This is a genomic window from Streptococcus oralis (assembly GCF_026782285.1).
GTDB lineage: Bacteria > Bacillota > Bacilli > Lactobacillales > Streptococcaceae > Streptococcus > Streptococcus oralis_CG.
The window spans coordinates 162,690-175,947 of sequence record NZ_JAKUWG010000003.1 but is presented as its reverse complement, the minus strand read 5'-3'; the positions used below and the strand labels follow the sequence as shown (position 1 = coordinate 175,947).

General features: G+C 43.7%; 13 protein-coding genes. All 13 read left to right on the top strand.

Annotated elements, in window-relative coordinates; genetic code table 11:
* Positions 1-20 precede the first annotated feature (20 nt).
* The 13 genes from MK403_RS03145 to MK403_RS03085 all read left to right on the top strand — a co-directional run bounded on the left by MK403_RS03145 (position 21) and on the right by MK403_RS03085 (position 13,246).
* Positions 21-1,073 carry an LLM class flavin-dependent oxidoreductase gene (locus tag MK403_RS03145; RefSeq protein WP_125453690.1) on the top strand — a complete coding sequence of 351 codons (1,053 nt, stop codon included), beginning with the start codon at positions 21-23 and terminating at the stop codon, positions 1,071-1,073.
* A 218-nt stretch (positions 1,074-1,291) separates the two neighbouring features.
* Positions 1,292-2,296, top strand: coding sequence for a uroporphyrinogen decarboxylase family protein (locus MK403_RS03140; protein ID WP_268708937.1), 1,005 nt, complete (start codon positions 1,292-1,294; stop codon positions 2,294-2,296).
* Between the two features lie 11 nt (positions 2,297-2,307).
* A complete protein-coding gene (locus MK403_RS03135; protein WP_143989960.1) occupies positions 2,308-2,511 on the top strand; it encodes a hypothetical protein in 204 nt (67 codons plus the stop codon).
* Between the two features lie 2 nt (positions 2,512-2,513).
* Positions 2,514-3,512, top strand: a complete 999-nt coding sequence (locus tag MK403_RS03130) for a uroporphyrinogen decarboxylase family protein (RefSeq protein ID WP_268708936.1) — start codon at positions 2,514-2,516, stop codon at positions 3,510-3,512.
* A gap of 11 nt (positions 3,513-3,523) precedes the next feature.
* On the top strand, positions 3,524-4,402 hold the full coding sequence (locus tag MK403_RS03125; RefSeq protein WP_268708935.1) for a transporter substrate-binding domain-containing protein: 879 nt from the start codon (positions 3,524-3,526) through the stop codon (positions 4,400-4,402).
* Between the two features lie 32 nt (positions 4,403-4,434).
* Complete coding sequence (locus tag MK403_RS03120) at positions 4,435-5,127, top strand: amino acid ABC transporter permease (RefSeq protein WP_268708934.1); 693 nt, start codon at positions 4,435-4,437, stop codon at positions 5,125-5,127.
* 3 nt (positions 5,128-5,130) lie between these two features.
* Positions 5,131-5,853: an amino acid ABC transporter permease gene (locus tag MK403_RS03115; RefSeq protein WP_268708933.1), complete on the top strand. Its 723-nt coding sequence runs from the start codon at positions 5,131-5,133 to the stop codon at positions 5,851-5,853.
* 9 nt (positions 5,854-5,862) lie between these two features.
* Positions 5,863-6,627, top strand: a complete 765-nt coding sequence (locus tag MK403_RS03110) for an amino acid ABC transporter ATP-binding protein (protein WP_268708932.1) — start codon at positions 5,863-5,865, stop codon at positions 6,625-6,627.
* A gap of 419 nt (positions 6,628-7,046) precedes the next feature.
* Positions 7,047-7,805 (top strand): isoprenyl transferase, encoded by a 759-nt coding sequence (locus MK403_RS03105; RefSeq protein WP_125415460.1) that lies wholly within the window; start codon positions 7,047-7,049, stop codon positions 7,803-7,805.
* 8 nt (positions 7,806-7,813) lie between these two features.
* On the top strand, positions 7,814-8,617 hold the full coding sequence (locus MK403_RS03100; RefSeq protein WP_143989953.1) for a phosphatidate cytidylyltransferase: 804 nt from the start codon (positions 7,814-7,816) through the stop codon (positions 8,615-8,617).
* Positions 8,618-8,632: 15 nt separating this feature from the next.
* Entirely contained in the window at positions 8,633-9,889 is a 1,257-nt protein-coding gene (gene rseP, locus MK403_RS03095) for an RIP metalloprotease RseP (RefSeq protein WP_143989952.1), read from the top strand.
* 16 nt (positions 9,890-9,905) lie between these two features.
* Positions 9,906-11,759, top strand: a complete 1,854-nt coding sequence (locus tag MK403_RS03090) for a proline--tRNA ligase (protein WP_268708931.1) — start codon at positions 9,906-9,908, stop codon at positions 11,757-11,759.
* A 107-nt stretch (positions 11,760-11,866) separates the two neighbouring features.
* The gene (locus tag MK403_RS03085) at positions 11,867-13,246 is read left to right on the top strand and encodes a glycoside hydrolase family 1 protein (protein WP_061418273.1); all 1,380 of its coding nucleotides are present in this window, start codon (positions 11,867-11,869) and stop codon (positions 13,244-13,246) included.
* Positions 13,247-13,258: the final 12 nt, after the last annotated feature.

The following is a 13,258-nucleotide window of genomic DNA, read 5'->3' as shown; positions in this document are numbered from 1 at the left end:
AGAGATAGCGAGGAAACAGGATGGTAGAATTAGGAATTTCAACATTTGGTGAAACAACAGCTCTAGAAGCGACTGGGCAGATTTACAGTCATGATGAACGCATTCGTCAGTTGGTGGCAGAAATTGAGCTGGCTGATAAGGTTGGTTTGGATGTGTACGGGATTGGGGAGCATCATCGGGAGGACTTTGCGGTATCGGCGCCAGAGATTGTTCTTGCAGCTGGTGCAGTCAATACCAAGAAAATTCGTTTGACCAGTGCAGTCAGCATACTCTCGAGTATGGATCCGATTCGCTTGTTCCAACAATATGCCACCATTGATGCCTTGTCAAATGGACGTGCAGAGATTATGGCTGGGCGTGGTTCATTCACCGAGTCCTTCCCTCTGTTTGGCTATGACTTGAAAGACTACGAAGCTCTCTTTGATGAAAAGTTAGATCTGCTTCAGCTGGCAAATGAAAGCACCAAAGTGAACTGGCAGGGACAATTGACCCAAAGCATTGCTGGAAAAGAAGTTTATCCCCGTCCAGTTCAGGACAAATTGCCATTGTGGGTGGCGACAGGTGGTTATGTAGAGTCAACAGTGAAGATAGCTCAGGCGGGGCTACCGATTGTATATGCCATTATCGGTGGCAATCCGCGTTATTTCAAGAAATTGATTCAAGCTTATCGTGAGATTGGTAGGGAGGCCGGTCATGCTGAAAAAAATCTGAAAGTGGGCGCTCATTCTTGGGGCTGGATTGCTGAAGATGGCGAGCGGGCTGTAAAAGATTATTTCCATCCGACCAAGCAAGTGGTGGATGCAATTTCCAAGGACCGTCCACACTGGCAGGAGTTGACCTATGAGCAATATTTGGAGCAAGTTGGGCCAAATGGTGCTATGTTTGTGGGAAATCCAGACCAGGTCGCAGAAAAATTGATTCGCATGATTGAGGATTTAGACTTGGACCGCTTTATGCTCCATCTACCGCTTGGTTCCATGCCACATGACCAGGTTCTGAGAGCTATTGAACTCTTTGGCACACAAGTGGCGCCGAAAATACGTGCTTACTTTTCCATGAAAGAGGGGGTATAAAAAAATCCAATCGGCTTGATAGAAAATCTATATCAGCTTCTTTTTGAAAAATAGATGAAAATAAAGTGAATCTTTGAAAGGCTAGTAACTTCAAGCTTTTCAGGGATTTTTTTCGTTAGAGATATAAAAATTCCCAATCAAGTCAATAGTCAATATATATTGGGAAAAGGGGAAAAGGAGTGGTAAGATGGTTTCAATCCAAATGGAAGGAGAAAGGTATGGCAAGTAAAAGAGATTTAGTCTTTAGAGCGATTCGAGGCGATGAAGTGGAAAGAGTTCCTGTGGGATTTTGGTTTCATTTTGTAACACTCGAAGAAAAGGGGCAGGGATTAAATAATCCACGTATCTTTCAAAAGAGTGTTGACGGGCATCGCAACTATGTGGAAAGGATTTGTCCTGATTTTGTCAAAATCATGAGCGACGGTTTTTTCCTTTATCCAAGTAATGTCTATAGTCCTAAGATCGCAAACATTCAGGAGCTGACTTCTATTGAGTCGATTGGTGAGGAACACCCATGGATTCAGCAACAGGTGGAAGTGGTACAAGCGATTCGAGAGACCTTTACCGAGGAGATTGCTTCTTTCTACAATATCTTTTCACCGATTTCCTACCTCAAGCGCTGGTTCCGTACAGAAACTTCTCGAGGAGATAGGGAAGTGGCTGAACTATTGCTTGAAAATCCTGAGAAATTCAGAGCTATTCTAGATGTGATTGCAGGAGATATTGCTATCCTAACTCAGAAAATCATCCAGGAAGGTGGTGTTGACGGGATTTACCTTAGCACCCAGGAAATTCAAGATGAGCGCATCACACCAGCACTATATCAAACCTACATCGAACCGAGCAATATAGCGATTTTAGAGGCAGCCAATCAGGTGGGTGGGACCAATATCCTCCATATCTGTGGTTTTGAAGGTGCGAGCAATGATGTGACGATATTTAAGGATTATCCAGCTCAAGTGGTCAACTGGGCGACCCACCATGAGGACGTTAGTTTGACACAGGGGCAAGAGTTGTTTCCAGGTAAGGCCGTTTTAGGTGGATTTGAAAATGGCAAGAAAAGCTTGCTTTATCAAGGTTCCAAGGCGGAATTGCAAAATGAAACAAGGCGGTTGCTGGCTGAAGCGGGTAGTAAAGGCGTTCTTCTGGGAGCTGACTGTACTGTTCCAGATGACTTTGACTTAGAGAGGTTGGACTGGATTCGGCAGGCAGCTGTTCTCTAAAAGGAGGAGCTATGAAAAGTAAAAGATGGGGCATCTTCATTGCAGTTGTCGGTTTGCTGGCCTTGGTTGCCATAAGTGTCGTAAAAAATGGGCACTGTAAAAATGGAGAGAGATGTCATGGAGTTCAGGATTTTTCCAAGTCCAGTCTCCCCTTTCTACGCTCGAATGATATTGCAAGCAGTTTATTAGTTAAAAAAGTAAGAAATGGAGAATAAGAATGTCAGAAAAAAGAGAATGGGTTTTAAAAGCATTTAAAGGTGAGAAGGTTGATCGTGTGCCAGTTGGCTTTTGGCACCATTTCACATCAGAAGACGAATGGCTACACGGATTTTCAAATCCAGCCATTATCGAGAAGAATATCGAGGGCCATAAGCGCTTTATCCGAGAAGTTCAGCCAGACTTTATCAAACTCATGAGTGATGGCTACTTTGCTTATCCAAATCCAGCGGTTGCCAAAGGAAAATCACTTCAAGAATTGGCGACCATTCAACCACTCGGACCAGATCACGCTTGGATAAAAGAGCAGGTTGACTTGGTTAAGAAAATCAAGCAAGAGTTTACAGAAGATATCGTTGCGATTTACAATATTTTTGCTCCTGTGACCTATCTCAAGTGGTTGCTTGGGGAAGTGTCTGGTGGAGATGACCTCATTGCAGACTTTCTGGTGGAAGATCCTGAAGCTCTGAAGAAGGTGTTGGATGTGATTGCAGAAGATATTGCGAGTCTCAGTCGAGCTGTCATCGAAGAGGCTGGTGCTGATGGAATCTACCTCAGCGTGCAGAGTATCCAAGATCAACGAGTGTCGGCAGCAGAGTATCAAGCCGTCATTGCACCTAGCGAGATAACTGTTCTGGAAGCAGCTAGTGCTGTTGGTGGCGTCACTGTTCTTCATATCTGTGGCTACGAGGGAGCGCGAAATGATATTCACCTTTTTGCAGACTATCCAGCCCAAGTCTTTAACTGGGCTGTAGGACCAGAGGGAATTACTCTCAAGGAAGGTCGTGAGATTTTCAAGGGACGTACGGTTCTTGGAGGATTCGAAAATGGTAAGACAGGCTTGCTGTATACTGGTAGCAAGGATGCCATTCTGGCTGAGGCAAAGAAACTAGTTGCAGAAGCTGGGGAACAGGGCTTGGTACTTGGAGCAGATTGTACCATTCCAAGTGATATCGCAGTTGAACGTATCCAGTGGGTGAGAGAAGCGCTTGAAAACTAAAGGAGAAAAAGATGAGTAAAAAAGCATGGATTATCGGTGGTGTAGCAGTTGTTGCAGTAATTGGGGCAACGATTATCGGGAGAAGTTTAGCTGGCGCTCCAGCCAAGGATGGAGAAACGGCTTCATCTGGTGAGGTCATAACCTTGAAGGTTGCCCATACACAAAACTATGTACCTTATGACTTTGTCAGTGAAAAAGGGGAATCAGATGGTTATGAAGTAGCTGTTTTGAAGGCTGTTGATGAGAAGTTGGCAAACTATAAATTTGAATATACGGGTACCAGTGATGACGACCTCTTGATTGGTCTGGAATCAGGCAAGTATGACATCGGAACCAAGGGAGCTTGGTACACAGACGAACGAGCTAAAAAGTTTGTCATTCCATCTGAACCAGTCGGAGCGAGCATCATCGGATTTACTGTCAGAAAAGAAGATGAACAGAAATACAAAACCATTGATGACTTTGCTAAGAATAAAGGGAAATTGGTTCCCATCTCTCCACAGAATGCTCAATGGAATGTCATCACCAGCTACAATGAAAAACATCAGGATGCACCGATTGAGCTAACAGCAGCTGAATCCTTTAAAGTGGCAGATGCCTATGCCTGGGTCTTAGAAGGACGTTATGACGCCTTCTTTGATATCAAACTGTCCTTTGAAAAAGCAGTTACCGCAGAAGATGGCCCTTACCACCAATATGCGGATAAACTCAGCTGGTTCCCTTACAAGGGTATTCCAACTTACCCCTTGATTCACCGTGATGAAAAGGGTGAGAAATTCGCTAAAGAATACGAAAAAGCAATCAAAGAGTTGAAAGAAGATGGCACGCTTGCTAAGCTATCTCAGCAATACTTTAAAGAAGATGTCTTTAGTTATGTAGACAAAGACTAGACCAGAAATTCCAAGACTAGAAAGGGTTTTGCATGGTTTCTTATGATTTTTCCAAGGTCTTTCAGTTTTTGCCAACCTTATGGCAGGCACTTCCTATGACCTTGTCCATTCTCTTTTTTACCACTCTTCTTGGTTCCCTTTTTGGAGGTCTCTTGGCCTGGGCGCAAGTAGGAGAAGACAAGAGTTTTGCAGCGATTTCCAAAGGCTATATCTTTACCCTTCGTTGTACACCTCCGATTGTCTTGCTTTTTCTAGTCTTTTATGGCTTGCCAGAATTTCTGAAATGGTGGCTTGGTTTGGATATCAACAACTGGTCTAAAACTATTTTTGTTCTCCTGACGATGATTCTCTTGTTTGCGGCTATTGTTGCTGAGGTTTTCAAGGCGGCCTATCAAGCTATTCCAAAGGGACAGACAGAGGCCGGACTTAGTATTGGTTTGACCCCAACTCAGACTTTTTGGAGAATCATTTTTCCCCAAGCTTTTCAAGTTGCTCTTCCCAATATAACGACTGCTATTCTCAATCTCATGCGGGATGCTGCCTTGGCTTATACGATTGGTTTTGTTGATGTTATGGGGGCAGGCAATCTCTTGATTAGTCGCAATTTAGGAAACTACTCTCTGGAAACTTATACGGCAGTTGCGCTTCTTTATTGGGGGATTGCCTTGGTTATTTCTAGCTTGAGTCGTTTGCTTGAGAAGTCTTTGGAAACAAAAGGGAGGTAAGAAATGGATATAGACTATATTGTAAAGACCTTTCTGGAGACCTTGAAGGGTGTGCCAATCACCTTGATTATCATGATTGTGGCTATGGTCTTAAGCTTTTTACCTGCTCTATTTTTAGCCTTGGGGCAGATTTACAAGATTCGAGGGGTGAGGAGTTTTTCTCTAGTCTATCTGGCTTTTATCCGAGCGACTCCACCGATTTTATTGATCCTCTTCTTTTATAGTTTGTTTCCAAGTTTGCTGAATCAATTTTTCAAAAGCATAGGAAGTGACTTTGATATTTTCAAGCTTGATCCTCTCTATTATGCCTTTATCATTTATAGTTTGATGACAGTCGGGAGTTTGTCGGAGATTTTGCGTTCAGCCATCTTGACGGTGGACAAGGGACAACTAGAGGCAGCGCATGCGATTGGGCTGACTACAACCCAGGCCTATCTAAGGATTGTTTTTCCACAAGCCTTGCGCTCAGCCTTGCCTAACTTGGCCAATCTGGTGATCAATATCGTCAAAGGGACCTCCCTGGTCTTTGTCATGACCATCAAGGACATCACCGCTATTGCCCGTGTGGAAGCATCCTACGGCTACCAGTATTTTGAGTCTTATTTTGTGATCTTTTTGCAGTATATTTTGATCTGTGGTTTGATTCAGTGGTGCTTCTCCCTACTGGAGAAAGGCTATGTGAAAAAAGAAAAAAGTGCAAAAGCATCTAGCGCGCGTTTTGTATAGGAGGACAGGATGTTACAAGTAGAACATATCGCAAAAACATTTGGTGAGAGACAGGTTCTGGAGGATGTCAATCTCCAGGTCAACCAAGGGGATGTAGTCGTTATCTTAGGACCATCGGGTTCGGGGAAAACGACCTTTCTCCGTTGTCTCAACCACTTAGAAAAAGCTGACAGTGGCCGTTTGACCTTGGCAGGAAAGACCTATGACTTAGCCAAATTGAGCAAGAAAGACATTTTAGAAATTCGCCAAAAAACAGCCTTTGTTTTCCAACACTACAATCTCTTTGCAAATAAAACTGCTCTGGAAAATATTCTAGAAGGCCTTATCGTCGCTCGTAAAGTACCTAAGGGAGAAGCGCTCAAACGTGCAGAATCTGCCTTGGAAAAAGTTGGTTTACTGGCCTATAAAGACTACTACCCTTCCCAGCTATCTGGAGGGCAACAACAACGAATAGGAATTGCGCGTGCCATTGCCGTCAAGCCCGAGGTGATTTTACTCGATGAACCAACATCTGCACTAGACCCTGAGTTGGTTGGAGATGTTTTGGATGTTCTGAAACAGTTGGCGGGAGAAGGTGTGACCATGGTGGTCGTCACACATGAGATGGGATTTGCTAGGGATGTCGCTAACCACGTTATTTTCATGGACGGAGGCCGTATCGTAGAGGAGAATAATCCCCACGATTTCTTTAGTCGTCCACAAGAAGAACGAACCAAGCAGTTTCTAGCTCGTATCTTATCAGATGCCACCTATAGTGTAGAATACATGATTTGATAGATAAGTGCATTATGAAAGTAACTGATGAGGCAAAGTTCCAACTATAAACTATGGGAAAAGGTGTCAGCTTGAAATGACTTTCAGAAAAAGCTAGGTTTTAGACTTAGATTGGCTATTTGAGATGATTTGAGGTACTTTTCGTACACTCAAGTGGGCAATCTTATTTTAGATTTTTCATTTCTCAAAAAACTTAAGAAAAATTTAAGCTAGGAGGTGTATACTAAACCCATAAGTTAAGAAAAACTTAACTTAAACTCCTAAAACTTTTTCATAATAATCTCCCTATAAAATAAAGTCGCCCAATCAGGCGGCTTATTTTTTGTCTATCTGTAAGCAGGGGCAGCAAACTTAGCAATAGAAGAATAGAGGGAAATATGGTATAATGAAACGATAGATTTTTGAATAGGAATAAGATCATGTTTGGATTTTTTAAGAAAGATAAAGCTGTAGAAGTCGAGGTTCCAACACAGGTTCCTGCTCATATTGGCATCATCATGGATGGGAATGGTCGTTGGGCAAAAAAACGGATGCAACCACGTGTTTTTGGTCATAAGGCAGGGATGGAAGCCCTCCAAAAGGTAACCAAGGCAGCTAACAAGATGGGAGTTAAGGTCATCACGGTTTATGCCTTTTCAACGGAAAATTGGACGCGTCCAGATCAAGAAGTCAAGTTTATCATGAACTTGCCCGTTGAGTTTTATGACAACTACGTCCCTGAATTGCACGCAAATAACGTTAAGATTCAGATGATTGGGGAGACAGACCGTTTGCCTAAGCCGACTTTTGAAGCTTTGAAAAAAGCAGAGGAGTTGACCCAGAACAATACGGGCTTGATTCTCAATTTTGCGCTCAATTATGGTGGTCGTGCTGAAATTACGCAGGCTCTTAAGGGGTTGGCTCAAGATGTTTTAGATGCTAAAATCAACCCTGGTGATATCACAGAAGATATGATTGGGGACTATCTTTTCACGCAACACCTGCCAAAGGATTTGCGAGATCCGGACTTGATTATCCGCACGAGTGGCGAGTTGCGTTTGAGTAATTTTTTGCCATGGCAAGCAGCCTATAGCGAGCTTTATTTTACGGATACCTTGTGGCCTGATTTTGATGAAGCATCTTTGAAGGAGGCTATTACGGCCTATAATCGTCGCAATCGCCGTTTTGGAGGAGTTTAGGAGAAGATATGACCAAGGATTTACAAAAGAGAACATTGTTTGCGGTATTGGCCCTGGCTATTTTCCTTCCAGTCTTGTTTGTGGGAGGACTCTTGTTGCAGATAGGGATTGGCTTGTTAGCCATGCTGGCTGTTCATGAACTCTTGCAGATGAAAGGGCTAAATACCATGACCATTGAGGGGACTTTGACTCTCTTTGCGACCTTTGCCCTCACAATTCCTTTAGAAAACTATCTGACATTCCTACCAGTTGATGGGAATGTGGTTGCCTACAGTGTTTTGATTACAATTATGCTGGGGACGACCGTTTTCAGTAAAAACTATACGATTGAAGATGCCGCATTTCCAATTGCTGTGAGTTTTTATGTTGGTTTTGGCTTCAATGCCTTACTAGATGCTCGGGTGGCAGGTTTTGACAAGGTACTTTTGGCCCTTTTTATCGTTTGGGCGACAGATAGTGCTGCCTACCTGACAGGGATGAATTTTGGTAAACATAAATTGGCGCCGAGAGTTTCTCCTAATAAGAGTATTGAGGGCTTTGTCGGTGGTATTCTAGGTGCGGTACTGATAACGGTAATCTTCATGTTAGTGGACAGCACAGTTGCTCTTCCTTATGGGATTTATAGAATGAGTCTCTTTGCTGCCTTCTTCAGTGTGGCAGGTCAGTTTGGTGACTTGATTGAGAGTGCCATGAAACGCCATTTCGGTGTCAAGGATTCAGGAAAATTTATCCCGGGGCATGGTGGTGTGTTGGATCGTTTTGACAGTATGCTAGTTGTCTTTCCTATCATGCACTTGTTTGGCCTGTTCTAAAGAAAGGAATATTGAATGATTGGATTGCTAACCTTTATCCTCGTTTTTGGGATTATCGTGGTGGTGCATGAGTTTGGACATTTTTATTTTGCCAAGAAATCAGGCATTTTAGTTCGTGAATTTGCTATTGGTATGGGTCCCAAGATTTTTGCCCATATTGGTAAGGATGGCACTGCTTATACCATTCGGATCCTTCCTTTAGGAGGGTATGTTCGTATGGCTGGTTGGGGCGATGATGCGACAGAAATCAAGACAGGAACCCCAGTCAGTTTAACACTTACTGATGATGGTAAGGTCAAACGGATCAACCTCTCAGGGAAGAAACTGGATCAAACGGCTCTTCCTATGCAGGTAACCCAGTTTGACTTTGAAGATAAGCTCTTTATCAAGGGTTTGGTCTTGGAAGAAGAAAAGACCTTTGCTGTGGATCACGATGCAACAGTTGTTGAGGCAGATGGTACCGAAGTACGCATCGCTCCTCTGGATGTACAGTACCAAAATGCTTCTATCTGGGGCAAGCTCATCACCAACTTTGCAGGTCCTATGAATAACTTTATCTTAGGTGTTGTTGTTTTTTGGATCTTGATCTTTTTGCAGGGTGGTGTTAGAGACACTCAAACTAATCTCTTTCATGTCATGCCAGAGGGAGCTTTGGCTAAGGTAGGCGTAGCTGAGACCGCCCAAATTACCAAGGTCGGCTCGCATGAGGTTAAGAATTGGCAAGACTTGACCCAGGCTGTGGAAGCAGATACCAAGGACAAGACAGCCCCGACCTTGGATGTGACCATTTCTGAAAATGGTAGCGAAAAACAAGTTACTGTGACTCCAGAAGAAAATCAAGGACGTTACATTCTTGGGGTTCAACCGGAAGTCAAGTCAGACCTCCTATCCATGTTTGTTGGTGGATTTACAACCGCTGCTGACTCAGGGCTCCGTATCCTTTCGGCTCTGAAAAACTTGATTTTCCATCCAGATTTGAACAAACTCGGTGGTCCCGTTGCTATTTTTAAGGCAAGTAGCGATGCTGCTAAAAATGGAATTGAGAATGTCCTTTACTTCCTAGCTATGATTTCCATCAATATCGGGATTTTTAACTTGATCCCTATCCCAGCTTTGGATGGTGGAAAGATTGTGCTCAATATCCTAGAGGCTATCCGCCGGAAACCCCTTAAACAAGAAATTGAAACCTATGTCACCATGGCTGGTGTAGTTATCATGGTTGCCTTGATGCTAGCTGTGACCTGGAATGACATTATGCGACTCTTCTTTTAGATAATCGAGGAATATTATGAAACAAAGTAAAATGCTAATCCCAACGCTTCGCGAAATGCCAAGTGATGCTCAAGTTATCAGCCATGCCCTTATGTTGCGTGCTGGTTATGTTCGTCAAGTTTCTGCCGGTGTTTATTCTTACCTACCACTTGCTAACCGTGTGATTGAAAAGGCTAAGAACATCATGCGCCAAGAGTTTGATAAGATTGGTGCGGTGGAGATGTTGGCTCCTGCCCTTCTCAGTGCCGATCTTTGGCGTGAATCAGGTCGTTATGAAACCTATGGTGAAGACCTTTATAAACTGAAAAACCGTGAAAAGTCGGACTTTATCCTAGGTCCGACACACGAAGAGACTTTTACAGCTATTGTTCGTGACTCTGTGAAATCTTACAAGCAATTGCCACTCAACCTTTACCAAATCCAACCGAAATACCGTGATGAAAAACGTCCACGTAACGGACTTCTCCGTACGCGTGAATTTATTATGAAAGACGGCTATAGTTTCCATGCTAATTACGATAGTTTGGATGTGACTTATGACGAGTACAAGGCGGCCTACGAACGAATTTTCACTCGTAGTGGTTTGGATTTCAAGGCTATCATCGGTGACGGTGGTGCCATGGGTGGTAAGGATAGCCAAGAATTTATGGCCATCACTCCTGCTCGTACAGACCTTGACCGCTGGGTTGTCTTGGACAAGTCAGTTGCCTCATTTGATGAAATTCCTGTAGAAGTGCAAGAAGAAATCAAGGCCGAATTGCTCAAATGGATGGTTTCTGGTGAAGACACCATTGCCTACTCAAGTGAGTCTAGCTATGCAGCTAACTTAGAAATGGCAACAAACGAGTACAAACCAAGCAACCGTGTCGTTGCGGAAGAAGAAGTGACTCGAGTGGAAACTCCAGGTGTTAAATCCATCGATGAAGTGGCAGCCTTTCTCAACGTGCCAGAAGAACAAACGATTAAAACACTCTTCTACATGGCAGATGGTGAGCTTGTTGCAGCCCTTCTAGTTGGAAATGACCAACTTAATGAAGTCAAGTTGAAAAACCACTTGGGTGCAGATTTCTTTGATGTTGCAAGCGAAGAAGAAGTGGCAACTGTTGTTCAAGCTGGCTTTGGTTCTCTTGGTCCAGTTGGTTTGCCAGAAAATGTCAAAATCATTGCAGATCGTAAGGTACAAGATGTTCGCAATGCTGTTGTGGGGGCCAACGAAGATGGCTACCACTTGACGGGTGTGAACCCAGGTCGTGATTTCACTGCAGAATACGTGGATATTCGTGAAGTTCGTGAGGGTGAAATTTCACCAGACGGACAAGGTGTCCTAAACTTTGCCCGTGGCATCGAGATCGGTCATATCTTCAAACTTGGAACTCGTTACTCAGCAAGTATGGGCGCAGATGTTTTGGACGAAAATGGTCGTGCTGTGCCAATCATAATGGGTTGTTACGGTATCGGTGTTAGCCGTCTTCTCTCAGCCGTTATGGAGCAACACGCTCGCCTCTTTGTCAACAAAACGCCAAAAGGTGAATACCGTTACGCTTGGGGAGTTAACTTCCCTAAAGAATTGGCACCATTTGATGTGCACTTGATTACTATCAATGTCAAGGACGAAGAAGCGCAAGCCTTGACAGAAAAACTGGAATCCAACTTGATGGAAGCTGGTTACGAAGTCTTGACAGATGACCGTAACGAACGTGTCGGAGTGAAGTTTAGTGATAGCGATTTGATTGGGTTACCAATCCGTATCACTGTTGGGAAAAAAGCAGCCGATGGCATCGTAGAAGTTAAGATTAAGGCGACTGGTGACACCATCGAAGTTCACGCAGACAACTTGCTTGAAACGCTTGAAATCCTCAGCAAGAAATAAAAACTTTAATCAGAAGAAAAACAAGGCAAAAATGTAACTAGTTTTTACCTTGTTTTTTCTATATAATGGAAGTGAATAAAGACATAATCAATTTAAGAGGTATAACAATGCTAAAATTTCCAAAGGATTTTGTTTGGGGTTCCTCCACTTCTGGACCACAGACAGAAGGACGAGTGCTTGGTGATGGTAAAGGAGATAATCTCTGGGATTATTGGTATCAGGTGGAGCCCAATCGCTACTACAATGGGATTGGACCTGACAAAACATCGACTTTTTACGAGAACTGGGAGAAGGATATTGAGCTTTTGGTAGAGACTGGCCATACAGCCTTCCGCACTTCTATCCAGTGGTCTCGCGTTTTTCCACAGGGCCGTGGAGAGGTCAATCCTCAAGGGGTGTCTTTCTACCGTCAGGTATTTGAAGCCATTAAGGCTAAGGGAATCCGTCTTCTAGTCAATCTCTATCACTTTGACCTTCCTTTTGCCCTTCAAGAAACTGGGGATGGTTGGGAAAATAAGGCGACTGTCTCAGCCTATGAAGACTATGCTCGTTTTTGTTTTGAGACTTACGGTGACTTGGTAGACCAATGGATTACCTTTAACGAGCCCATTGTCCCCGTAGAGTTTGGCTATTTCTATGATGCCCACTATCCTCACAAGGTGGATGCCAAAGCTGCGGTTAAGGTTGCCTATCACACACAACTGGCTAGTAGTCTTGCGGTTAAGGCCTGTCATGAAGTTTTGCCTGATTCTAAGATTGGGATTGTTCTCAACTTGACACCAGCCTACCCACGTAGCCAGCATCCCGCAGATGTCAAGGCCGCTCGCATTGCCGATCTCTTTCAAGCTCAATCTTTCCTAGATCCGTCTGTCTTGGGGGCTTATCCAGAAGAGTTAGTGAAAATCTTGTCTGAGCATGATTTGCTGCCAGAGTACACTGTTGAAGAGTTAGAACTTATTCGTGACCATACAGTGGACTTTCTTGGAGTCAACTATTACCAACCTTTGCGTGTCATGGCGCCACGTTTTGCCAAGCATCCAGACAGTCCGCTCTTGCCAGAACATTTTTACGAGCCTTATGTTATGCCTGGACGTAAAATCAATCCTCACCGCGGTTGGGAAATCTACGAGCAAGGGATTTATGATATCGCTCAAAATATCAAGGAAAACTATGGCAATATCGAGTGGATGTTGACAGAGAATGGCATGGGTGTTGAAGGTGAAGACAAGTTCCGTGAGAATGGCATGATTCAGGACGACTATCGTATCGACTTTGTTAAAGGGCATCTTCGTGAGCTGCACCGTGCGATTGAAGATGGGGCCAACTGTAAGGGCTACTTGATTTGGACCTTTATCGACTGCTGGTCATGGCTCAATAGTTATAAAAATCGCTACGGTTTGGTTGAGCTTGACTTGGAAACGCAAGAACGTCGCCTGAAGAAATCAGGCCACTGGTTCAAAGAACTCAGCGACCATAATGGATTTTAAGAATAAAAAGAG

Coding starts and splice junctions, on each gene's coding strand:
- MK403_RS03145 (WP_125453690.1), top strand. CDS start 21: ATGGTAGAATTAGGAATTTCAACATTTGGTGAAACAACAGCTCTAGAA.
- MK403_RS03140 (WP_268708937.1), top strand. CDS start 1,292: ATGGCAAGTAAAAGAGATTTAGTCTTTAGAGCGATTCGAGGCGATGAA.
- MK403_RS03135 (WP_143989960.1), top strand. CDS start 2,308: ATGAAAAGTAAAAGATGGGGCATCTTCATTGCAGTTGTCGGTTTGCTG.
- MK403_RS03130 (WP_268708936.1), top strand. CDS start 2,514: ATGTCAGAAAAAAGAGAATGGGTTTTAAAAGCATTTAAAGGTGAGAAG.
- MK403_RS03125 (WP_268708935.1), top strand. CDS start 3,524: ATGAGTAAAAAAGCATGGATTATCGGTGGTGTAGCAGTTGTTGCAGTA.
- MK403_RS03120 (WP_268708934.1), top strand. CDS start 4,435: ATGGTTTCTTATGATTTTTCCAAGGTCTTTCAGTTTTTGCCAACCTTA.
- MK403_RS03115 (WP_268708933.1), top strand. CDS start 5,131: ATGGATATAGACTATATTGTAAAGACCTTTCTGGAGACCTTGAAGGGT.
- MK403_RS03110 (WP_268708932.1), top strand. CDS start 5,863: ATGTTACAAGTAGAACATATCGCAAAAACATTTGGTGAGAGACAGGTT.
- MK403_RS03105 (WP_125415460.1), top strand. CDS start 7,047: ATGTTTGGATTTTTTAAGAAAGATAAAGCTGTAGAAGTCGAGGTTCCA.
- MK403_RS03100 (WP_143989953.1), top strand. CDS start 7,814: ATGACCAAGGATTTACAAAAGAGAACATTGTTTGCGGTATTGGCCCTG.
- rseP (WP_143989952.1), top strand. CDS start 8,633: ATGATTGGATTGCTAACCTTTATCCTCGTTTTTGGGATTATCGTGGTG.
- MK403_RS03090 (WP_268708931.1), top strand. CDS start 9,906: ATGAAACAAAGTAAAATGCTAATCCCAACGCTTCGCGAAATGCCAAGT.
- MK403_RS03085 (WP_061418273.1), top strand. CDS start 11,867: ATGCTAAAATTTCCAAAGGATTTTGTTTGGGGTTCCTCCACTTCTGGA.